The sequence below is a fragment of the Pseudomonas sp. M47T1 genome, from assembly GCF_000263855.1.
Lineage (GTDB): Bacteria > Pseudomonadota > Gammaproteobacteria > Pseudomonadales > Pseudomonadaceae > Aquipseudomonas.
In genome coordinates this window covers 176,976-198,698 of record NZ_AJWX01000005.1, presented here as the reverse complement: position 1 = coordinate 198,698, position 21,723 = coordinate 176,976, and the positions used below count along the sequence as shown (strand labels likewise).

The 21,723-nt window shown below is 61.7% G+C and carries 14 protein-coding genes; 5 read left to right on the top strand and 9 right to left on the bottom strand.

Going from position 1 to position 21,723, the window contains the following annotated elements; genetic code table 11:
- The first annotated feature begins 374 nt into the window (after nt 1-374).
- Entirely contained in the window at nt 375-1,289 is a 915-nt protein-coding gene (locus tag PMM47T1_RS08335) for a LysR family transcriptional regulator (RefSeq protein ID WP_008367601.1), read from the top strand.
- A 6-nt stretch (nt 1,290-1,295) separates the two neighbouring features.
- The gene (locus PMM47T1_RS08330; protein ID WP_008367600.1) at nt 1,296-2,360 is read left to right on the top strand and encodes an NAD(P)H-dependent flavin oxidoreductase; all 1,065 of its coding nucleotides are present in this window, start codon (nt 1,296-1,298) and stop codon (nt 2,358-2,360) included.
- Between the two features lie 17 nt (nt 2,361-2,377).
- Here the strand turns inward: PMM47T1_RS08330 and PMM47T1_RS08325 are convergent, their stop codons facing one another.
- The 7 genes from PMM47T1_RS08325 to tssI all read right to left on the bottom strand — a co-directional run bounded on the left by PMM47T1_RS08325 (nt 2,378) and on the right by tssI (nt 13,722).
- Nucleotides 2,378-6,217 carry an autotransporter outer membrane beta-barrel domain-containing protein gene (locus PMM47T1_RS08325; protein ID WP_008367599.1) on the bottom strand — a complete coding sequence of 1,280 codons (3,840 nt, stop codon included), beginning with the start codon at nt 6,215-6,217 and terminating at the stop codon, nt 2,378-2,380.
- Between the two features lie 334 nt (nt 6,218-6,551).
- The gene (locus PMM47T1_RS08320) at nt 6,552-6,932 is read right to left on the bottom strand and encodes a hypothetical protein (protein WP_008367598.1); all 381 of its coding nucleotides are present in this window, start codon (nt 6,930-6,932) and stop codon (nt 6,552-6,554) included.
- Between the two features lie 146 nt (nt 6,933-7,078).
- Complete coding sequence (locus PMM47T1_RS08315; protein ID WP_008367597.1) at nt 7,079-7,504, bottom strand: hypothetical protein; 426 nt, start codon at nt 7,502-7,504, stop codon at nt 7,079-7,081.
- Nucleotides 7,505-7,816: 312 nt separating this feature from the next.
- Nucleotides 7,817-10,045, bottom strand: a complete 2,229-nt coding sequence (locus PMM47T1_RS08305) for a lipase family protein (protein WP_043300848.1) — start codon at nt 10,043-10,045, stop codon at nt 7,817-7,819.
- Nucleotides 10,035-10,817: a hypothetical protein gene (locus PMM47T1_RS28965; RefSeq protein ID WP_008367594.1), complete on the bottom strand. Its 783-nt coding sequence runs from the start codon at nt 10,815-10,817 to the stop codon at nt 10,035-10,037. Before PMM47T1_RS28965 ends, PMM47T1_RS08305 begins: the two co-directional genes overlap by 11 nt.
- The gene (locus PMM47T1_RS08300) at nt 10,814-11,650 is read right to left on the bottom strand and encodes a DUF4123 domain-containing protein (RefSeq protein WP_008367593.1); all 837 of its coding nucleotides are present in this window, start codon (nt 11,648-11,650) and stop codon (nt 10,814-10,816) included. Before PMM47T1_RS08300 ends, PMM47T1_RS28965 begins: the two co-directional genes overlap by 4 nt.
- Nucleotides 11,647-13,722, bottom strand: coding sequence for a type VI secretion system tip protein TssI/VgrG (gene tssI, locus PMM47T1_RS08295; protein WP_337999154.1), 2,076 nt, complete (start codon nt 13,720-13,722; stop codon nt 11,647-11,649). The genes PMM47T1_RS08300 and tssI overlap by 4 nt, the downstream gene beginning before the upstream one ends.
- A gap of 457 nt (nt 13,723-14,179) precedes the next feature.
- Between tssI and PMM47T1_RS08290 the strand changes: the two genes are divergently transcribed.
- Nucleotides 14,180-16,747 (top strand): PAS domain-containing protein, encoded by a 2,568-nt coding sequence (locus PMM47T1_RS08290; RefSeq protein WP_008367585.1) that lies wholly within the window; start codon nt 14,180-14,182, stop codon nt 16,745-16,747.
- 7 nt (nt 16,748-16,754) lie between these two features.
- Here the strand turns inward: PMM47T1_RS08290 and PMM47T1_RS08285 are convergent, their stop codons facing one another.
- On the bottom strand, nt 16,755-19,139 hold the full coding sequence (locus PMM47T1_RS08285) for a DUF3772 domain-containing protein (protein ID WP_043300847.1): 2,385 nt from the start codon (nt 19,137-19,139) through the stop codon (nt 16,755-16,757).
- A 273-nt stretch (nt 19,140-19,412) separates the two neighbouring features.
- Between PMM47T1_RS08285 and PMM47T1_RS08275 the strand changes: the two genes are divergently transcribed.
- Both PMM47T1_RS08275 and PMM47T1_RS08270 read left to right on the top strand, forming a co-directional pair.
- Nucleotides 19,413-19,778: a DUF3302 domain-containing protein gene (locus tag PMM47T1_RS08275; RefSeq protein ID WP_008367579.1), complete on the top strand. Its 366-nt coding sequence runs from the start codon at nt 19,413-19,415 to the stop codon at nt 19,776-19,778.
- Between the two features lie 3 nt (nt 19,779-19,781).
- The gene (locus PMM47T1_RS08270) at nt 19,782-20,741 is read left to right on the top strand and encodes an HlyD family secretion protein (protein WP_008367577.1); all 960 of its coding nucleotides are present in this window, start codon (nt 19,782-19,784) and stop codon (nt 20,739-20,741) included.
- 57 nt (nt 20,742-20,798) lie between these two features.
- On the opposite strand, the gene PMM47T1_RS08265 is transcribed toward PMM47T1_RS08270, so the two are convergent.
- Complete coding sequence (locus PMM47T1_RS08265) at nt 20,799-21,716, bottom strand: amino acid ABC transporter substrate-binding protein (protein ID WP_008367575.1); 918 nt, start codon at nt 21,714-21,716, stop codon at nt 20,799-20,801.
- Nucleotides 21,717-21,723: the final 7 nt, after the last annotated feature.

The following is a 21,723-nucleotide window of genomic DNA, read 5'->3' as shown; positions in this document are numbered from 1 at the left end:
GATGCCACTGGCAATGACACCGACTGGGCAAAGATCAATTCGCTGACCTGGCAGGAAATGGGCCTGCCACGCACTTCCCACCGCTGCAGGATTCGGTGCTGGGTGATGCTGGCGGCTGGCGCAGTGAGCTGGTCAGATACACCATCGGCATTGAACCGCGAGTCGTGCTCAGCGGTATCACCGATTTCAACCGCAACGACGATGCGCCCAAGGCCAGCTACCTTGGCCAGGGCGGTGCGGGCCTTCGCAGCCTTCGGCAGCTCCGGCCTGGTGGCAGCCCCTAAAAAAGATTTATATTCTTTAGATGAGATGTGTTTGTGTTGATAAATCTTTTATTGGGAATATTATGAGGCCTCACCGTTGAGGCAATTCCCATGGATCTCGTCACCCTGGAAATCTTCAAAGCCGTTGCCGCCGAGCTGAGCATCACCCGCGCCGCCGCGCTGCTGGGTCGTGTGCAGTCCAACGTCACCACCCGCGTGCAGCAGTTGGAACTGGAACTGGGCGTCGAGCTGTTTAACCGCGAAGGCAAGAAATTGAAGCTCAGTGAGCAGGGGGCCTTGTTCCTGAGTTATGCCAATCGCCTGCTAGCCTTGGCCGATGAAGCCCGACAGGCCTTGCACCCCACCGAGCCCCAGGGCGTGTTGCGCCTGGGTTCCATGGAGAGCACGGCGGCCACTCGCTTGCCGCTGGCGCTCAGCCAGTTTCATCAGCAATGCCCCCAGGTCCGTCTCCAGGTGCGCACGGGGCCTTCCCAGGCGCTGCTGGGGCTTCTGCAAACGGGTGAAATCGATTGCGCCCTGGTGGCGCTGCCCCAGGACCTTGATTGCACCGAGGTCGACTACCTGACGCAGCAGGGCCTGATGGGCGAGCCCGCCTTCGCGGAAACCCTGCGGCTGGTCCTGCCCCGGGGCTACACCGAAACCGACCTGGGCAGTGGCGTTTCACCCTTGGCCCTGGCGGCGTTCCAGTCCGGCTGCACCTATCGATCCATGGCCCACGGCTGGCTGGCCAGGCGTAACCCTGAAGCCGCCCTTGGCCTAAGTGTTCAGGAAGTAGGCTCCTACCACGCCATGCTGGCGTGCGTGGCCGCTGGGCAATGCTTCAGTTTCATTCCGGACGCCGTGCTGGCGCTGTCCTCGGCGCCGGGGCATGTGAATCCGCAGGTGGGCATCGAGTCCACCACCTGGCTGGTGTGGCGCGCGGGATACTCGGTAGCCTCGTTCCAGCAGGCCAGGGAGTGCCTGTGCAGCACCTATACCCAGCATTTTCCATCATCCACGAGGTAGGTAAACATGGCTGATTCACTGTGCCAGCAACTGGGCGTCGACTACCCGATCATCCAGGCGCCCATGGTTGGCGTGTCCACCCCGGCGCTGGCCGCTGCGGTGAGCAACGCCGGCGCGCTGGGCTCCATTGGCCTGGGCGCCAGCACCCCGGAGCAAGGCCGCGCGGCGATCCGGCAAACCCGCGCCCTTACCGACAAGCCCTTTAACGTCAACCTGTTCTGCCACCAGCCCGCCACGTTCGACCACGCCCGCAATGACGCTTGGCTCCGTCACGTGGCGCCGTTGTTTGCCCAATTCGACGCCACCGCGCCCACGGCCCTGAACGAGATCTACAAAAGCTTCCAGGACGACCCGGCGATGCTGGACATGCTGCTGGAGGAAAAACCGGCGGTGGTCAGCTTCCATTTCGGCGTACCTTCCACTGACTGGGTTGGCCGTTTCAAACAGGCCGGTATCTTCACGCTGGGCTGCGCCACCACCCTGGCCGAAGCGCAACTGCTAGAGCAGGCAGGGGTGCAGGCCATCGTCGCCCAGGGCCAGGAAGCGGGTGGTCACCGTGGGGTATTTGACGACCGGCCGGGCCAAGATGCGCAGATCGGCCTGTTCGCGCTCGTACGGCTGATAGCCTCGGGGGTGCAGGTGCCGGTGATTGCCGCAGGCGGCATCATGGACGGCGCCGGTATCAAGGCCGCATGGCAACTGGGGGCCAGTGGCGTGCAGATGGGCACGGCGTTCATCCTCTGCCCGGAGTCAGCGGCGAGCGCCGAACACCGCACCGCGCTGAACAGCGCGAGGGCCTATGACACACGCCTCACCAGCGCCATTTCCGGCCGTTCGGCCCGGGGCTTGGCCAACCGTCTCTACCTGGAAGCCAGCCAACCGCAGATGCCGCTGCCCGCCGAATACCCGTTGGCCTATGACGTGGCCAAGGCATTGCACACCGCCGCCAGCGCCAAGGGCTGCCACGACTTTGCTGCCCAGTGGGCCGGGCAGGGCGCCCCGCTGGCCCGCGCGCTGCCGGCGGCAGAGCTGGTGCGCGTGTTGGTGGAGGAAATGCGTGGCCGTATCTGAAGCGGTTACACGTAGCGCTAGAACCGATATTTGACCCCCACCATCGCATCATAGCCATGGTTGTTGCCGTCAAAGGCTTCGCGATAACCAGCCGATACGGTGAAGGTGGTTTGCTGGTCGGCCTGATAGTCAACGCCCAGGTTCACTTCGCCCCAAGTACCGTCCAGGTTTGCCTCGAAGGGAATGTAGCCTGTCTCTGACGAGAACTCGGTTTTCGGCTGGCCCTTGAATTCGTGCCACACGCTGGGGCGCAGCCAGCCCTGGGTGCGCTGGCGGGTATGGTCACTGCCTTCGGTCTCCCAGTCCTTGGCCAGGCGTACGCCCAGGCGGCCGATCAACGAGGTCACGTCGCGAAAGCGCACGTTGGCGCCCAGGTCGTCGCTGCTGTCCAGGTCCACATGGCTGTAGATGACCTGCGCCTGGGGTTCGAGCCACAGGTCATTGTCCATCTTGAGCGGGTAGCCGGCCTCCAGCGAGCCGGTGTAGCCCCAGCCCTTGGTCTCAAGTTTTGCCAACTGGTCGGGCTGCGCCTCGATGTCGTAACGACTGACCTGCAGCACGCTGTCCAGGTACCAGCCGGCCGGGCCGAAATGGGTCCAGTAGCCGCCCAGGCTGTAAGCGCGCAGGGTATCGTTGCCGGCATTGGCACCGGTGTAGTGGCTGACGCCGGCATCGATGCTGCCGATGGCCAGAGACACACCGGCCTGCTCATGGCTGCCGTCGGTGCGCACCTTGCGGTACAGGTCGGTGCCCACCTGGAAGGCAGTCAAGTCGTAGTTGTACTGTGGCGTGTCGCCCAACGCATTCTTGCGCTGGCTGTCCTGGGTGCCGCTGCGGTAGATCACCCGGCCCCAGCCCATGGAGGGACCGCCGGTGGCCTGGTCTTCCTTGGGCAAGGGCTCCCAACTGTTGTCACGTTCCTCGCCCACGCGCTCGTGCAGCGTGTCGATCAAGGTGCGGTTATACACCAGCGCCAAGGCCGGCAACGCACCGTATAGAGAGACCTCGGGCCGGTAGTTCGGCGTTGGCGGTTGCGGTGGCTCGGGTGGTTCGGGCGGCGAGGGCGGGGTGGGGTCTGGCGGGGTGGGCTCCACGTCGGAGCGCAGGTACCAGGTACCGGTGCCACTGCCATTTTCGGCGCCCCGGTACAGCTGGTATTCATACGGCCCGGCCACCACCCGCCGCGCCAGGCTGAAGGCATCGGCGCTGCTCGCTGCGGCGCTACTGTCGAGCAGGGTCACCACGGCAATGCCGTTGCCCTGGGTCAGGGCGCCACGGCCGCCGACGTTGTTGACCACAAGGCCCGTGGCGCCACCCGCGCCCGTTTGCGTCGAGTCCACCACCAGCATGTCCGAGCGGCTGTTGGCGCCGCCTTCGTTCAGTTCAGTATTGAGCAGCAGGCGGCCGCCGTTGGAAACAAACACGCCACCGCCGTCGCTGCCCGCCACTTGGGCATTGCTGATCAGCAGCACATTGCCCACCTTATCGCTGCCACCGGTGAGGTCGATCACGCCGCTGTTGGTGAAGGTTTGCACCCCCAGCAACTGCGCTTGCACCGCACCGCCCAATACCGGTGCGTTGGCCGCCTGGCCCAGCGGCACAAAGGCACCGCTGGTGTCGAAGGTGGTGATGCCCGTGGCCGGCTGCGCCGCCAGGCTCAGGGTACCCAGGTTATCGATACTGTTGCCACTGGCAGTGCCCAGGTTGCTGCGGGCCACGCCCCAGGTATCGCGGACGCCATCGCCGTCGCTGTCGGCGTAGTTGCGCAGCGTCCATAACCCAAGGTTGCTGATACTGACTTGGGACGTTGCCGCGTTGATAGCGCCTTCGATCTCGCCACTGTTGGTGAGGGCCAGGGTAGCGTCGGGGCCGCTGGCATCACCCAGCACGGCAATGTCGCTGAGGGCACTGATGGTGCCGGTGTTGGTGAGTGTCTGGGTAGTGCCACCCAGTGATACGCCGGTGCTGGTGCCCCAGCCGCCGGACAGTACCGCGCTGTTGTCGACGACCACGGTGCCGCCCTGGGTCAGCGCGTCGATGGCCGAGGATTGGCTGCCGTGGGTGGTGATGTTGCCGCTGTTGTCGACGCTGATGTCCGCGGCCCCCGTGGCCTCGGCCAGGATGCCCTGGCTGGCGGTGGCGCCCAGGGTAGTGATAGCACCCTGGTTGACGAGGGTTTGCGTACCGGTGGTCGACTGCGTTCGAATACCCCGTTGATTGTTACCTCGTGCAATCAGTTCACCGCTGTTGCTCACCGCCACGGCGCCCGTGCCGGTTCCGACGTCGAAGGCATTGCCGGCCAGTATGGCCGCGCCCGCGCCATTCACGTCGATGCGGGTGCCGCTGAAGGTCACGCTGACATCGCCGCCGCCCGTCAGGGCCTGCAGGCCAAACGAGCCGAAGCCACTGCCCTCGCCGCTGCCGGTGTTGGAGTGAGTAATGAGCGTGCCGCTGGCGTTGATTACCACGCTGCCCTGGGGCGCCGTGGCGTAGATGGCGTTGGCGTTGCCATTGAAGGTTTCGATGCGCTCGCCGCTGTAGTCGATGACCACATTGCCCGTGGCCGCGTCCACGCGTATACCCCCCGCAGCCGCGCCACTGGCAACGATATCGCCGCTGTAGGCGACACGTGCATTGCTGGCGGCGGTAATCAGGATGCCGAAGGCGCGCAAGGTATTCAGGCCACCGTGCACAATAATGTCGCCGCTGCCGCTGACCGAAACGTCGCCAGTGCCACGCTTGATCACATAAAGCGCCCGCGAGCCGACGGTGTCGGCGGCGTTGCCCACCTCAAGAGCGCCATTGTTCTCGATGCTGATCGAACCGGTGGAACCGACATTGTCGTTGACGTAGATACCGTGGCCACCGCCGCCCGTGGTGGTGATGGCGCCACTGTTGACCACGTTGACGCTGCCCGTGGTGGACACCGCGCGGATGCCGAAGCCGTTGAGGCCATTGGTGGTGATGGTGCCGCTGTTGGTCAGTTGCGTGCTGCCGGTACCGCCTTCGGTGAAGATGCCGAAGGCATTGGTGCCCATGCCCATGAGGGTGGCGGCGTTGGTGACCGTGGTGTTGCCGTTGATCGCACGGGTATGCACCCCGGCGTGGTTACCGGTGCCGGCCTGGGGGTCATTCTCGTCATCCAGATTGGGATCACCCGCAGAGAGCGGGTCGTTGTTATCGACGATCAGGGTGTTGCCCGCGCCCACGTTCGCGGTGACGTTGCCGCTGCCCGTGGCCTTCAGCCAGATACCGTTGCCGCCATAGGTGGTGATGGTGCCCGTGCCGGCATGGTTGAAACTGATGTCGCCACCGCCGGAGGCATTGACGTCGATACCGTCGTGCTCAGTGCCGGTGATGTTATTGCGGATAGTGAGCACCGCACCACTGGCCACCGACACCGTTGACAGGCCCGAGCCGGCGTTGCTTACGCCGATGCCATCCTGGCCGGCACCGATCAGTTGAACCAGGTTGCTGCCGCTGCCCACCTGCACACTGGCGGTGCCAGGTGTGACGAGGCCGAGTACCTGCGCCAGCACCGCGTTCAAGGCCGAGGGCGGGGTTGAGGTTACCGTGGTGCCATTGAGGGTGATGCCGGCATTGGCATTGGTGGCCCGCGCCAGTACCGACACCCCGGCCGTGGTGCCGATGGTGGTACCGGCCAGGGTGGTGAGGCTGGCTTCGTTGCCAGCGGTGGGCGTGCAGCTTTGGCTGACGCTGTAGTTGCCAGCGGCCAACGGGCCACACGCGCCTTGAGCGGTTTCGCTGCCAGCGGCCAGAAGGGCGCTGGTGATGGCCAGGAACAGGGCGTTGCAGTGCTTTGCCGGCAGGGCACCCGCCGTGCGGTACAGGGACATGCGAACCTCCATGTGCGTGCGCGTCCCTGATGCCTGGGCTTTTTGCCCCTTTTTGTGCTTCTACGCCGTTTGACTTGCCCGCCGTGACAACAAGCCGACTGTTCAGGGTCGCTCTTTTGTCCATGTAATGTAGCTTAATGTATCTCAATTGCTACTCGGCGACTTAATGACCCGCAGCCGCTGCCGGCAGGCTGCGCGGGGCCAGCGCCTTGCTGAAGATCTCAGGTGCATGCGAGGGCCAGTGGAGCAGGGCGGCAGTGGCTACGACTCGGCGGTTACGCAGGTTCAGGCGTCAGGATCACTTGACGTGCAGGTCATCCAAATCCGGCGCGGTTTACTTACGCTTCTGCAAGATATCGGCAAGCCCAGCCAGGATGGCCATATCCTCGGCGCTCAGCTTGCCGCGTGCGACGGCCAGCGTCAGCTTCTTGATGATTTCCAACGCCCGAGGATCGGCATTTTCCAATAACCCATCCACGTTGGACGCAGTTGGAGGCACTTCTTGCCAGGCGGTTGGCGGATGCACCAGCGTGCCCATGACCAGGCCAATTTTCTGTTCCAGATTGTGCGCCGCTTTCTCCCCGAGCACGCGATGGCCATTGAGGATTTGGGAGAGATAAGAGGCGTCGAGGTCGTGAAGGTCGGCAAAGTCTTTTTGGCTTCGGGTGCCGATGACTTGACGCAGCGCTTCGATTCGAAGGGTTTTGATATCCATCCATCGATACTGACAATGCATTAGCAATCAGTAAATTGCATTTAGCTATTGATAAATAAATTAGCATTCTGTGATTTTGGTTTTCCAATTGTTGTCAACTGCTCAAGGACGTACCTCATGATGACCACCGACAGTGTTACCGCAGCCTATTCGTTTTGCCGCACCGCGAGTGACCAGCCGTTGTTTTCTTTTTTGTGATTTTGCCGCCGGTACGCGCTCTTTGCCGGAACACGGAGCGCGTCGCTTTTTTCAACCACGCCCCCTTCTCGCACGTACTGTTGGATTTCAATGTTTCGTCGCTTGCGCATCCAGGTTATCCATTGGAGTCGTTCGGTGTGGCCCTGTGATTCGATCAATAGCAGGAATTGCTGGCGCCAGCGTGTGGCGGCGCCCATGCCAATGCCCGAGCCTTTCTTCAGGTCAGGTATGCCATATCCGTCCATCACTCTTTTGAGAAAGTCGAGCCACTCGATCATCGCCCGCTGCTGGGCGGCGATCTGATCCGAAGGTTGCAGGATTTTGCGCGTATGGCGAGTGACCCACCACTCATGCAGGTCATGGGTAGTGCTCACCCATGACGGCGTCCACTACGGGGCCCCCCGAGTAATACAGCTTGAACCCCGTCGTCATGGCCGCGGAAACTTGAGTGCTGGACCAACCCGCCAGCATGTAAAGCGCAAAGGTCGACCAGCGATCTCGCCGATTCGAGCGCTGTCGCACCAAGGGCAAACCGTACGCAACGCCAAGCAAGTCGTGCAGGTAGCGGATCAGGCTGTCGGCTTCCGCTCGCAACTTGGTGGGCAAGCAAGCGTCATAGTCCGCCAGCCTACGCTTGGCAGCGCCGGGTAGCGGGCGTTGCAACATCAGGGTTCACTCCGGCAGGTTCAAGTGATCGAGTCGATATCGAACGTGTACGGCGCGCCGATCACATGGCCGCCGATGATCGTGGCGATGGCCTCTTCATCGCTCATGACCAGCGCAGGCGCCATGGCCAATGGGTGTTCGCTGGTGTTGTCCGGATGGGCGTTCCAGCGGGCCAGCGCATTGGCGAGAACCTGCGGCGTGGCTGCCACTGAACCATACACGTCGCTTTGCGTGACTGTTTTGAAGCGCAGCGTGGCGAGGCGCTGCTGGGTTGTTTCTACTTTGCGTCGTTCATTGCGCAGAGTTTGCTGAAGTTCTTCGCGCCGAGCCTGCATGGCCTGACCCAACCAGCTGGGGCTCTCGTCAAGTTGGCGGTTGATGCTCGTCAAGGCTCGGTCCACCCATTCGAATTCGCGCTCGGTCACCAGGCTCCTTTGACCTTCGAGCGCTTCCTGCCAACGCCGCAAAGTGGCCCAGCAGTTGGGAATGTAGCCGCCCACCATCGAGTGGTTGGCCCCGCGCAATATTTGGCCCAGAAGTGGCGCCCGCTCCGGCAGGCCGTCGGTTTGTTTCAGCGCCCTGGCGCAGGCGTGCTGGGTGATGGTTTCGCAGCCGGGCGCCCAGAGGATTGAAGAACGGTGGCCGTTTTCGAAGGTCACGGGCATGAAATGGCGCAGGTGGCCATGATGTCCATATGGGTCGCCGCGGGCGTTGACCAGGCCTGCTGCGAACAGCGTCATGCCTGTGGGGACGTTGACGAACGTTAGTATCGAGCCTGCGCCATAGGTGGGTGAGGAGGTGTTCATCCAGGGGGCCGGGACGCTGGGTACTGGATCGTCGTGGTTGACCATGCGGTAGTGAACCAAGTCGGCGGCGCCGTCGATGAAAGTACTGTCTGCAGCGCGGGGGGCGCCGTAGGTGTAAAGCACAATATCGTAGTCAAAGCCTTGCCGACGTCGCAGGACTTCGGAAAGCAGCAGGGCGATTGCGCCGCCGAGGCTGTGGCCGGTTATGAGCAGTTTTTGAGTGGTATGGAATTTATCCAGGTACGTGGTCACGAATGCTTCCAGAGCTTGGGTAGCACCATGAAATCCGTCATGAACTCTGCCACCTCCTTTGAACGGAACCTGTGTTGCGTCGGCATCTCGGATGAAGTCTGCCAGTTGGGCACTGCCGCGCACGGCAATCAGGACCACTTCATCGCTGTGGGAAATGAAGGCCTGGGTGTTGGTGGAATCGGCTTGGTCCGTATCGTCGAAGAAATGCAGCGAAGCGGGATTTTCCTGATCCGGGCCTAAAGTGGCGCTGTTTAGCTCGCGATACAGTTCTGGGTCGAACGGCGCGATCTCCAATCGTTTGGAGTAGGGGACGTCTTCAAGCAGAGGGTAATAGTTTGGCTGTTTCGGCTGGTCAGCGTCTACTTGCCAAAGCTCTTCGAATTTTCCCAGTGCTTCACCAAACCAGTTGCCGCTGGTGGGTTGGTGCGGGAAGGTCACCTGTTGCGCCGTCACCGGGTGCTCGTTGGGCGATTGGCCGAACGCGGTGTAGCTGAGCGTGGACATGAGTGCCAGCTGGTAGAGGTTTAGCGCGCAGAATTCATTGCCTGTCGAAAAAAGAGGGCGTAACGCCCGAAGTGGCCGAACCTCCAGAATATGCTTCTTGTTGGGCATCAAGGCCAAGCCGCACAAAGGCTGAGCGTCAGGTGACTTATTTGATAGTGCTACAGAGGGCGCGTTGCAAATAAGTGCGCGTGCCCCGGCTTGAGCGGGGAACGATGCCGGGACTTTAGGCGGGAGATGGGCGACATGCCGGACCAAGTCACGAACTTCGACTTGCCAGAATAGCTCGGCAGGGTGCTGGGCTCGGTTGAGGGTGGTGCGTTTGCCGTTAGGATTGCAATAGACGGTCTGTTCGGCGCGGACTTGGAGTTCGGTGATGGGTAGGGGGTAGAACGCTCTATCAGAAAGCCGCGTGTACATTTCATTGCTGCCGGAGTAAACAGCATTGAACGATAACAAGATTGGGCCGCAAAAGTGGTTATTTACTTCGCCTATCCCGTAGGGGTCCAGCTTTCCGTTATAGTGTTGCCCTTCGCAATCCGTGGCCTCCCAATGTAGCCCGGCATAGAACGTCCCGTCACCAAACTCATCAATCAATTGAAAGTGCGTGATGTAACCTTGTAAGGGGCAGTTATGGATTTTTCCATTGGGTGGAGATATGGATTTAGGTGAGGACGTGTTAATCGACATTTGTGTCTCCACGCTCTTGGCAATTTGGATAAACGGTGCATGTTTGTCCGTTTGGCATTTTGAAATCAGTAAATTGTGGTGGGTCTATACAGCGCTCTTCGTTTGTTGTGCCCCAACGACCAGTACAAGGCCGCCAACCCAAGTCGGTTTGTACCCACCACCCTTTGTAATAAGGCTTTTCCTCTGTGGCTAAATTTATTTTTAAGGAGATGGTTTTTCCTGATAGTTGATTGAGTTCTATAGCTGCAAATGGTCGGCTCCGGATCAGGTCGCCATGTGCGGTTATACTTTTGCAATCAAGTATCTTCACAATGCGTCTCGAGGGTCCTGTTGTACGAAACATCCACTGGCATTGCCCCGAAAAACTACGTTTACCTTCGGCGTCAAATGAAGATTTATGCAGGTCGTCCAGGGTCTCTCGAATGGCGACGGTGGCTTTGGCAACACCAATATCGCCTGAGTCATCGCCGTAACTGGCATTGATATCCAACTCCACGCTATGCACGACTAACTCGCAGCCATTACGAACTCGGCGAATCTCGATCTCGGCGTCAGGTTGATAGCGCTCACGCCACTTGCGGTTAAATACAGGCTTCAAATTATCCTTCCGGGGCACGGTGCATGTTTGGCCGGCCCCAGGCACATAGTTAACGGTCGCGGTATAGGCAAAGTTGGGCGGCAGATCCGCCGTGAAGGTGAAGGTTTCAGACTTAGGGGCGCCGGAGCAGCCCGTCAACACAGCAACCGCGGCCAGTAGCGCAAGATTCCTCATGATTGAGCTTCCTTCCGTACATTGCGCCAGGCGTACTGCACCCGATCGAAATGATCATCTTGTGATTCAAATTCCTTTGGCTGCCAATGCCGGGGCGGGGTATTGTCCTTGGCGATCAGGCTCGCCTCCAGCACCAGTGCAATACGCTCGGGCGCCGTCCAGCCCCAGGTCTGCGCCAATGCCAATTGCTCTTTCAACCAGTCACCGGGGTTGCACACCGCGGCCAAGGTGGCAAAGGCGTCCACCTGTTCGGCTAGCAGATACTGGTAGGCGTTGTCGTGGAGCACGGCGGCCTGTACCGACTCCGCTGGCGGCAGGCTCAACCAGGCAGGATCGTCCGGCGGGGGGTGAGGCCCCGGTGCCGGATTGTCGACAGCGGCCCATCCTTCGGTCGTCCAATAGCACACGCTGGCCATCGGCCCCAGGTAGACGGGATATTCACCCTTGGGTAGGGCGGCCAACGCCTTGGCCAGCACCCGGTTGTCGTGGAAGCGATAAAGCGCTTGTTGCGGCCGCTGCCCTACGATCAACCGTTGCCGCCAGTGTTCAACCAATTCAGTGATGGTGAACTCGCTGCTGGCCAGCCACCCCCAGTGTTGATCCGCCGCCTTGAACAAGGCGTGCGCGGTGGGGTGCTGGGGGTCGAGGGGCATCAGGTACGGACCGTGATCCACCAGCGCCGCCGCTGCGGTTTGCGCATACAGGCCGACGTAGTCGCGGTAGTCCAGCGTGGCCATCAGCGCATTGCGTGCGTCACGCTGGCCGTCGCTGTCGAGCATCAGGTAAACGCTGCGGCCCAAATGCTGTTGAGTGTCCAGCCAACTGTTGATCATGCGCTTTCCTTGAGGTTGCACAGCCCGTCGCGGCAGGCTTCGCACAGCGGGCAGAAATCGGCGGCGCTTTGCCGGGTGAGGGTCATCAGTGCCAGTTGCGCGGGGGTGAGGGGGATGGCGGCCAGGGCGCTGGAGCCGGGCCTGGCGAGGCCCGGCAACGGTGCGCCGCCCTGCACGATGGGGACGCTGCTGAAAATCCCGCCGCCATTGATCACCAGGTGGTGGCCGCCCGCGAACACGCTGAACTCGGCGCCGGCCTCGACGCTCAGCTTGGCGCCGGATTTGATGTGCAAGTGCGTGCCGGCTTCCACCACCAGTACCTTCGCTGCCTGGGTGTAGCTGTTACCGCTGACGGACGTGAGGTCGTCGGCCTCCAGCACCGTGGTGCGGTTGCCCGCAGTGGTGCGGCTTTCCGCGCCGCTGACCAGGGTGAAACTGTCGTTGGCTATCTGTTCGCGGCGGTCGTTGCCGATGTTGATGAGGCTGTCGTTGAGTACGTCTTGTTGCAGGTCTTTCTGGGCGCGCAGGTACACCTTTTCCTGCCCGGCGCGGTCTTCCAGGCTCAACTCGTTGTAACCGCCGGTGTGCGGCGTGCTGTGACTGCGCAGCACGGTCTTGCTTTTGTTTGCGGGCAGCGGGTAAGGCGCCAGGTTGCGGCTGTTGATCACGGCGCCGGTGATCAACGGGCGCTCGGCCAGGCCGTCCATGAAGCTGACGATGACTTCCATACCAATGCGTGGAAGGGTGGTGACGCCAAACTGGGCACCGGCCCAACTGCTGGCGACCCGCACCCAACAACTGCTGTGCTCGCCGCTATGGGCGGCGCGGTCCCACTGGAACTTCACTTTCACGCGGCCCAGGTCGTCGGTGAATATCTCTTCGCCCTCGGGGCCGGTGACCACGGCGGTTTGTGCCACCAGTGGGGAGCGGGGTGCGGGTAATGGCGGGCGGTAGGGCGTCAGTTCTGGGATGGCGCGGAAGCGGTTGCGGTAACCCTGGGTGAAATCATCACGGCCGGCATCCGCCTCGGGTGTTGACTCCTCAAGCACCTGGGGCTGTTTTCCAGCGTGGTGAACCTCCAGCAGCAACCAGCGAGCGTTGCAATTGATACGCGGATGGCTTTCCAGCAGCAGCAAGTGGCCGCTGCGCAGATTCGGTTGGTCGCCGTGGCCTTCGGCAACCTGAACCTCTACGCCCTGACGTTCACGCGCTTGCCGGGTGAGGCGCTTGCCGTGCTCCTCGCCGGTGTACAGCCCGGGGTAACGGTAAACCTCCAGGTCAACGCCTTGGGGACGATCGCTTTGGGTGTGCAGGCGGTGGTTGGGGTTGCGCAGGTTGTAATCGCGCTGGCTGACCAATGTTGGCCGCGTGGCGAAGCCCACCGAGAAGTCGCGTATCACAGGCTGGTCTGCCACCATGCCGCTGTCTTGCTGATAGGGCGTGGCCGGCAGGAAAGGGAAAAATGCCTGGTTGTCGGAGAACACCAGCAGGTGCTCGTCGCGGCTGTGCTGGAAGTGGAAGCTGATGGACTCCTCCGCGCACAGGCGGGTAATGAAGTCATAGTCCGACTCATCGAACTGCACCACGTAATCGCGGCGTTCGGCGGGCGCAGGTTCGATATGGAAACGGAACGCGTCGGCCAGAATCCAGTGATCCTTCAACACCAGGGTAATGATTTCAGGGACGGTGCGCTGCTGGAAAATGCGATTGTTGCGGCGGTGTTGCAAGCGATGCAGCCGCGGTTTCAGCGTGAGGCTGTAACGGGTCAGGCGATTGCCGCTTCCACCGATGCGGATATTGTCGATGATGCCGTTAATGAGTTCCTCGCCCGGCCCGAACACCAAACTGGCCGTGCGCTGGAGCAGTGGTTGAATGTCAATGTCGGGGTTTTCGCTGACCAACACCAGGTTGATGGCGAAGAGCTGCGACAGGCCTTCGTGACCGTCGAACGCTAGCACCTGGAAGTCGTGGCCGATGCCGTGAATCTCGAAAGTGAAGGCGGCTGCGTTGGCCGGTGCAAACATGCGGCGTTCCTTGCTCTGTGGGTAGTGGCCGGGCTGGAGCTGGGGCATTTTGTGCATCAGGACCGCGGGCGCAGGCGGGGAAATATGCCCGGGTGGGAGGAGGGGGTATGTAGGATAATTCCCAAGGAGTTGTGGGGGCTTTCGGAACGCTTCGGACTTGTATTTGTGCCTGCCGTTATATTCCTGCTCGACGGCGAAGAACTGCCCGCCCGGTGGTGTCGTCAGCCTGATCGATGCTGCTTTCTAGCAAATGACCGGCCAGGGTTAGATACCGGGCGCAGAGAATCACTGTAGCCGCTGCCGGCAGGCTGCGCGGCCCCCCTGAGTACACTGAAGAACCTCAGCAAGGCACAGGGCCAGCGCAGCCTGACGGCAGCGGCAGGGCATAGCCAGCGAGCCTTGAGCCGCAGAATGCTGGCAATTTTAGCCTTGCCCCCAAGGAACCTTTGCATCGCCCCCGCAGTCCTCCTCATAATCTGCAACGAGGAGCGCAAAGCTTGTCCAAATGCCTAAGGGTGCGTGCGTGGGTGAAACGTTGAAACACAATACCCCTCAGGAACTTGAGGCCGAGAACGCGCGCCTTCGCCGGTTGCTGGCGGCAGCGGGCATCAGCAGCGGTGCCGACAGTGCGACCGATGAGGCCGCACGCGCCATCGACGACGCGCGCACGCGCTATCAGTTGGCGGTAAAAGCCACCAATGACGCGATCTGGGACTGGGACCTCACCAGCAACCACGTGCAGTGGAACGAGGCGCTGGAGCGCTCCTATGGCCACCCGGTGGCGTCAGTGGAGAACACCGGCGAATGGTGGCTGGCCCACATTCACCCCGACGACAACCCGCGCGTTCATGCTTCCATTCACGCGGTCATCGACGGCGGCACCAATGACTGGTCGGACGAATACCGCTTCCGCCGGTTCAACGGCACCTACGCCCAGGTGCTCGACCGTGGCCAGGTGATCCGCGACGGGCAGGGCCGGGCGGTGCGGATGATCGGCGCCATGCTGGACCTGACCCGCATGCGCACCGCGGAGGCGGCGTTGCGGCAGAGCGAGGAGCGCTTTCGCACTATTCTGGAGACCGTGGAGGCGGCCTTCGCCATTGTGCAGGTGAAGTTCGATGCTGACGACCAGCCGGTGGACTACCGCTTTCTGGAGGCCAACCCGGCGTTCGAGCGTGAGTCGGGGGTGAACCTGCGCGGCAAATGGGTGACCGAGTTTGCCCCGGACCTGGAGCCGTTCTGGTTCGAGACTTATGGACGCGTGGCCAAGACCCGGGTGCCGATCAATTTCGAGAGTTACGCCAAGGCGTTCGAGCGCTGGTTCGACGTGCGCGCCGTGCCCGTGGGCGACCCAGTGGACCGGCAGATCGCGATCATTTTCAACGACGTGACCGGCCGCCGTGACGCTCAGGAGCGCCTGCGCAAAAGCGAAGCCGTGGCTCGCGAGAACGTGGAACGGGTACAACTGGCCCTGGCGGCGGGGGCCATTTTCGGCACCTGGCACTGGGACCTGCCCAACGATAATTTCACGGTGGATGAGGCGTTCGCCCGCGCCTTCGGCCTGGACCCGGCCCTGGGCCACGAGGGCCTGAGCCTGGCCCAGGTGGTGGAGACCGTGCACCCCGAGGACAAGCCTGGGCTGACGGCGGCCATCAATGAGGTGGTTGCCCGGGGCGGCGCCTACGCGCACCAGTACCGGGTGCGCCGCGCCGACGGCAAGTATTACTGGATTGAAGCCAACGGCCGCGTTGACCTGGCCGAGGATGGCACGCCCCTGAGTTTTCCAGGGGTATTGATAGACGTGGAAGAGCGCCGCTCGGTGGAGGCCCAGCGTGATCGGGCCACGGCCGCCTTGCGCTCGCTCAACGACACCCTGGAACAGCGGGTGGCCGAGCGCAGCGCCGAGCTGATGCGCGCGGAAGAAAAACTGCGCCAGTCACAGAAAATGGAGGCGGTGGGCCAACTGACCGGCGGCCTGGCACACGATTTCAATAACCTGCTGGCGGGCATCTCGGGGGCGCTGGAACTGCTGGGCACGCGCATCGCCCAGGGCCGCCTGACGGACGTCGACCGTTACCTGACCACGGCGCAGGGCGCGGCCAAACGCGCCGCGGCGCTGACCCACCGGTTGTTGGCCTTCTCCCGGCGGCAAACCCTGGACCCGCGCCCCACCAACGTCAATGCGCTGGTGGAAGGCATTAGCGACCTGATACAGCGCACCGTGGGCCCCAGCATTGTCGTGGAAACCGTCGGTGCCACCGACCTGTGGCCAGCGCTGGTGGACCCCAGCCAGCTGGAAAACGCCCTGCTGAACCTGTGCATCAACTCCCGCGATGCCATGCTCGAAGGCGGCAAGATCACCATTGCCACCACCAACGTCCGGGTGCAGGCGCAGGAAGCCAAGGCCCTGGACATGGCTGCCGGCGAATACCTGACCCTGTGCGTGCACGACACCGGTGTGGGCATGGCGCCGGACGTGGTCGCCAAGGCATTCGACCCATTCTTCACCACCAAGCCCATTGGCCAGGGCACCGGGCTGGGGCTGTCGATGATCTATGGCTTTGCCCAGCAGTCGGGGGGCCAGGTGCGCATCGTCTCCCAGGTAGGCGAGGGCACGTCGATGTACGTTTACCTGCCCCGGTATGCCGCAGGTGACATCAATGTCGAGAGCGCGGTCAGCAACACGGCGGCGACGGTGGTGGGCGGCGGCGGCACCATCCTGGTGGTGGACGATGAACCTACCGTGCGCATGCTCCTGACCGAGGTGTTGAGCGACCTTGGTTATACGCTGGTTGAAGCGGCCGACAGCGTCGGTGGCCTGAAGGTGCTGCGCTCGGACGTGCCCATCGACATGCTGATCACCGACGTGGGGTTGCCGGGCGGCATGAACGGCCGGCAAATGGCCGACGCCGCCCGGGAAGTCAGGCCCGGCTTGCGAACCCTGTTCATCACCGGCTACGCGGAGAGTGCGGCCATCGGCGAGGGGCAACTGGAGCCTGGCATGCACGTGCTGACCAAGCCCTTTGCCATTGATGTGCTGACCTCGCGGGTGCGAGAGCTGATGGGGCTGTAGCTGGCGGTCACGTAACCGGGCTGGGGCGCGCCAGCTCGATGCCGGCCGCACCCAGGCGCTTGAGAATCTCAAACAGCAGGTCGCTCTTGGTGGTGCCGACAATCCTCGGGCTGCCGACGTAGCCGGTGACGGTCAACGTGATGCCGTCGGGCGACAACTTGCTGAAGCGTACGAAGGGCGCAGGTTTTTCAAGAATGGCGGGGTGGCTGCGGTAGGTGTCCAACAGCAGGTTCTGCGCCTGGTCGGGACTGATGTTCAACGGCAACAGCAACTCCAGGGTCGCCACCCCCTGGGCGCTGCCACCCAGGGTGACATTGCGCAGGTTCTGCGAGATCAATTGGGAGTTGGGCACAATCACGATGGAGCGATCACTGAGCTGGATTTCGGTGGCGCGCACGTTGATCCGGCGGATATCGCCCTCCACCCCGCTGATGCTGATCAGGTCGCCGACCTTGACCGGGCGTTCGGTCAGCAGGATCAGGCCGGAGACGAAATTCTTGACGATTTCCTGCAAGCCAAAGCCGATGCCCACCGACAGCGCGCTGACGATCCAGGCCAGGTTGGTCCAGCGAACCCCCAGTGAGGAAAGGCTGAAGAGGATGACCAGGGCGTAGCCAATGTTCCCGAACAGCGTGCTCAGGGAGGCGCCCATGCCCGGGGCCATGTCGGTTTTGGGCAGCAGTTCATGGTCCAGCCAGCGCCGCAGGGACCGAACCAGGAAGACGCCAATCAACAGCGCCAGCAGTGCATTGAGTACGTGGCTGGGGATGATGTCCAGTTTGCGCAGCCCCGCGCCGCCGAGAATGTCGGCGATGCGTGTGATCAATTGGCCCAGGGTCACGCCGATACCGCCGACAAACAGGCTGATGGCGGCCAGCAGATACAGCACGGCCCGAACACCCCCCGAGACGATGACGCAGGCTTGGTCCAGGCGCCGATCGCTCAGGCCCAGCAGTTGCTTGAGCGCTTTGCCGCTGGCATGCCGGGGTGAAAAAAGGGACTCGACGCTGTCCTTGAACAACTGCAACAGCAGGTAGAAACCAGCAAAGATGATGAACACCCACACCAGTTCATAGGTGATGAAGCGGGCAAAGGAAATGTACCCGGCCAGCAGGGCGAACAGCGACGCCACCACGACAAGGCACGCCGCAACATACAGCACTCCGGTGAAGGTGCTGACCGGGGTGCTCGCCGCTTTTGCAGGTGCGGTCTGCCGACGTGCCTTGGCGGCGCGCACCAATAGGGCCAGCATCAGGCCGGTGACCACCAGTGCGATAATACCGCGGCCGGCAATCACCACTGGGCTGCTCATGCCGGCGATATTGGTGATTTGCACGGTGGTCAGCACCAGCAACGCCGAGGCAAACAGCCGGGGAAACGGGGCGAGCGTTGCTGCCATGGCATCGGCCATGGTCGGCAAGCGCCAGGAAGGGCGCGAAGTTGACAGCAAGGCACGGCCCAGCCCGGTGATCAGTACGCAGGCGTACACCACCTTTTCGAACTGCTCGCAGAACTCGCTCAGCAGTGGGGTCAAGGTGGCGTTGCGTGTGCAGCCATACATCAGCAGGTGCAACGCACAGGCAGCGGCGACCAGGCACGCCGCCACCGAGGCCAGCGCCAGTGTGCTGCGGCGCAAGCGCCCTTCGGGCACATACCGCAGGCAAAGGTGGGTCAGGCCGCGCTCCATCAGGTAACGGCCCAGGGTCCACACCAGCAACGCCAGGACAATCAACAACGAGGTCGCTAATCGATAGCCCGGTAACCAGGCCGTCGCGCCGGCCTCGCCAAGTTGGCCCATGAAAAACCCCAGGTGTTGCCGGTCCTCCTGCGCCGGGGCCAGCAACGGCGCCCAGAAACGCGGGCTGAGGATACTTTCGGTGGCCAGGGTCAGTTCATTTTCCAGCAGGTCGCGGCGAATGTCGGTGATCTGCGCCTGCAAACCGGTGGCGTTCTGCTTGATGGTCGCCAAGGCCTGCAGGGCGTCGTCTACCGCGGTTTTCTGCTGCACAAGCATGCTGCGCTGCGCCGCGATATCGGCTTTTTCCGGCGTGAGCGAACCGGTTGGCACCGGCCCCAGCACCGCCAGACGGTTTTGCAGTTGTGCCTGTTCAGGCACTAGTGCGGCCGTCAGGCGAGCGATTTCTTCGAGTACGGATTTAACCTGATTGAGGGGCCGTTCCAACTGATTGTAGTTGTTGGCTGAGGAAATCGTTTGCTTGAGACTGTCCAGTTGCAGTTGTAATACCGTGAGGTCGGCGGGGGATACGTCAACCCAGGCTGGTTTGTCTCGGTTCGCAGGTTCCGTGGTGGGCTCAACGGCCGCTGCTTCGCTGGCGAATAAATAAATAAATATTAATAATGCGCCAATCAATGACGTGTGCGTACGGCGCATGGCGTTCTCGCTCGCAGGTCAACCGTTCAGACTGATGAGGTTAGATCATGTAGGAATTATCGGAGTCGCTTCGGTAGTCATCATTGATAAACTGGCTGCCGCTGCTCGGCTGCCACTTAACATTTGGCGGTTACCGGTCATGTTTTTTCCGACTGAGGGTGGCCGCGGCGAGATGAACCTCGACTATAACTAATGATGCCTGTGCACAAGGAACTCTCCTGAAACCGCCGTCCGCTCGGTGCGGGGGTTTAATGCGTGTTTGTCGGAGGCATCATGCTGGACTACTTTGCACTGGGGCTGTTGATTTTCGTGGGGGTTGTGTTGTTTTACGGGATTATCGTGCTGCACGATATACCGTATGAAATTGCCGTACATCGCAATCACCCCCATCAAGACGCAATACATGCAACGGGCTGGGTCAGCCTGTTTACCCTGCATGCGCTGTGGCCGTTCCTCTGGATCTGGGCCACCCTTTATCAAAAGGACCGAGGCTGGGGCTTCAAGGACGGGCAAACGCCGCACGTTCACGTGGTGCACCTTGAAGAACAGGTGCGCGAACTGCAGGACCGCCTTGCCAGGCTTGAGCAGGCCAGCGGCGTCGTGCCTGTGGTCAATGAAGATACCGGCAGGGGTGACTGAACCATGGACCTGCTGTTGATATTGACCTACGCGGCGGTGTGCATTGCGCTGTTCAAGATATTTCGCATACCGCTGAATAAATGGACCGTGCCCACGGCCGTGCTGGGTGGGGTGGTGTTGATGGGTGCCTTGATATTCACGATGAACTACAACCACCCGTACTCGGAAGTCGCACGCACCTATTTTATTTCGGTGCCGGTGATACCCGTGGTGACCGCGAAAGTGATTGAGGTGCCGGTCCAGGCGAATGTTCCCCTGGAAAAAGGCGACGTGCTCTTTCGGTTGGACCCCACGCCCTTCGACAATAAGGTGAAGTCTATCAAGGCGCAGCTTTCTGTGGCAAAAGGCGATCAGTACCGGGTCAGTGAGTTGATCAAACGAGGGTTTGGTACGCCCCGCGAACTGGAAGCGGCCATGGGCCATGCCGACGACTTGCAGGCGCAACTTAATATTGCCCAGTTTGAATTGGATAACACAACGGTGCGGGCACCCAGCAAAGGCTTTGTGACCCAGGTTGCCTTAAGGCCCGGCATTATGGCGACCAAGTTTCCGCTTCGCCCCTCCATGGTGTTTATTCCTGATGAGGGCTTTTATTTTACCGCATGGATGCGCCAGAACAGTTTGTTGCGGCTCACGGTCGGGGATGAAGCGGAAGTGGCGTTTGACGGTATTCCCGGGCAGGTGTTCGCGGGCCGGGTAAAAAGCGTGCTGGGTGTGATCGGTGAGGGTCAGGTGCAGCCATCGGGTGACTTGATCAGCTATACCGGCTCACCGCCGCCGGGCCGCGTTCCGGTCATCATCGAAATCACAGACCCTGCCTTCGCGCAGTACAGCAAGCAGATGCCAGGGGGCGCCTATGGCCAGACGGCCCTGTACAGCCAGCATTTTCATCACATCGCGGCCATGCGCAAGATACTGCTGAGGATGGCCGCCTGGATGAACTACATCTTCCCGTTCCATTGAAGCGCGGGTCGCAGCCCTTGGCCGTGGGCGGCAAGGGCTGTGATGCTGCTGACCGGCTCAGTGCGCAACGTCTGGCACGGCATACACCTTGAACAGCCTTCGGGTGGTGTCGCTCACCCCGCCCAGGTACTGATTGTAGCCTTGTTCGATTTGCCCCGAGCGGTACAGCTCGCTGAGTTCGGTGTCCACCAATAGGCGGAAATCCTCGTCGCCACGGCCGATGACCATGGAGGCCGGGGCGTAGTCGAAGATGCGATCGACCACCGTCAATTCACCTTGGGGGTAGTCCTTTGCCACCTGGGTCTTGAGTAGCATGCGTTCGGACAGAAAGGCATCGGCCTTGCCATCGGCCACCAGCTTGATGCCTTCGTCGTTATCTTTGACGGTGACCAGGGTCGCTACCAAGCCAAGCAATTTGAACTCATCACGCAACCAGTCCTCGGTGACGCCACCCTCGATGGCGGCGAAGGTCTGGTTGGACAGGCCGCGGTTGAGAGTGGCGCGCCAGGTAGGGCCGGTGTGGGCCTCTTTGCCATTGATGATCTTGAGCAGCGCTTCATGGGAGTTGGCGCGCACCACCGCAGAGAGGCCGGCGGTGTAGATCGGAATGGAGAAACTGACCGTCTTGCGCCATTGCAGTGTGGCCGGCGTAGGCGTGCAGAGGATGTCGACCTTGCCCGAGCTGACACTGCTGATCTCGTCGGCGACCGTCACCGGCTGATAGCGCACTTGCAGTGACGGCAGGCCCAGGTCGGCCTTGACCTTGTCGGCGATTTTCTCGCACAGGGCCATGGCATAGCCGCTGACTTTGTCGCCGTCCTTGCCGGAGAACGGTTCGAAGTCGGGCAGGTAGCCCAAGGTCAAGGTGTTGCTGGCGCGCACACGCTCAAGCGTGCTGGCGGTGGCGATCACTGGCAGTACCGCCAGCAGGCAGGCGAGCCACAGGCCGGCGGGTTTGGCTGATTTAACGTTCATTTCCTGT

What these genes read in the sequence shown, in the direction of transcription:
- PMM47T1_RS08265 (WP_008367575.1), bottom strand. Translation starts at nt 21,716, where the DNA reads ATGAACGTTAAATCAGCCAAACCCGCCGGCCTGTGGCTCGCCTGCCTG.
- PMM47T1_RS08330 (WP_008367600.1), top strand. Translation starts at nt 1,296, where the DNA reads ATGGCTGATTCACTGTGCCAGCAACTGGGCGTCGACTACCCGATCATC.
- PMM47T1_RS08290 (WP_008367585.1), top strand. Translation starts at nt 14,180, where the DNA reads ATGCCTAAGGGTGCGTGCGTGGGTGAAACGTTGAAACACAATACCCCT.
- PMM47T1_RS08270 (WP_008367577.1), top strand. Translation starts at nt 19,782, where the DNA reads ATGGACCTGCTGTTGATATTGACCTACGCGGCGGTGTGCATTGCGCTG.
- PMM47T1_RS08305 (WP_043300848.1), bottom strand. Translation starts at nt 10,045, where the DNA reads ATGTCGATTAACACGTCCTCACCTAAATCCATATCTCCACCCAATGGA.
- PMM47T1_RS08300 (WP_008367593.1), bottom strand. Translation starts at nt 11,650, where the DNA reads ATGATCAACAGTTGGCTGGACACTCAACAGCATTTGGGCCGCAGCGTT.
- PMM47T1_RS08275 (WP_008367579.1), top strand. Translation starts at nt 19,413, where the DNA reads ATGCTGGACTACTTTGCACTGGGGCTGTTGATTTTCGTGGGGGTTGTG.
- tssI (WP_337999154.1), bottom strand. Translation starts at nt 13,722, where the DNA reads ATGCCCCAGCTCCAGCCCGGCCACTACCCACAGAGCAAGGAACGCCGC.
- PMM47T1_RS08325 (WP_008367599.1), bottom strand. Translation starts at nt 6,217, where the DNA reads ATGTCCCTGTACCGCACGGCGGGTGCCCTGCCGGCAAAGCACTGCAAC.
- PMM47T1_RS08335 (WP_008367601.1), top strand. Translation starts at nt 375, where the DNA reads ATGGATCTCGTCACCCTGGAAATCTTCAAAGCCGTTGCCGCCGAGCTG.
- PMM47T1_RS28965 (WP_008367594.1), bottom strand. Translation starts at nt 10,817, where the DNA reads ATGAGGAATCTTGCGCTACTGGCCGCGGTTGCTGTGTTGACGGGCTGC.
- PMM47T1_RS08285 (WP_043300847.1), bottom strand. Translation starts at nt 19,139, where the DNA reads ATGCGCCGTACGCACACGTCATTGATTGGCGCATTATTAATATTTATT.
- PMM47T1_RS08320 (WP_008367598.1), bottom strand. Translation starts at nt 6,932, where the DNA reads ATGGATATCAAAACCCTTCGAATCGAAGCGCTGCGTCAAGTCATCGGC.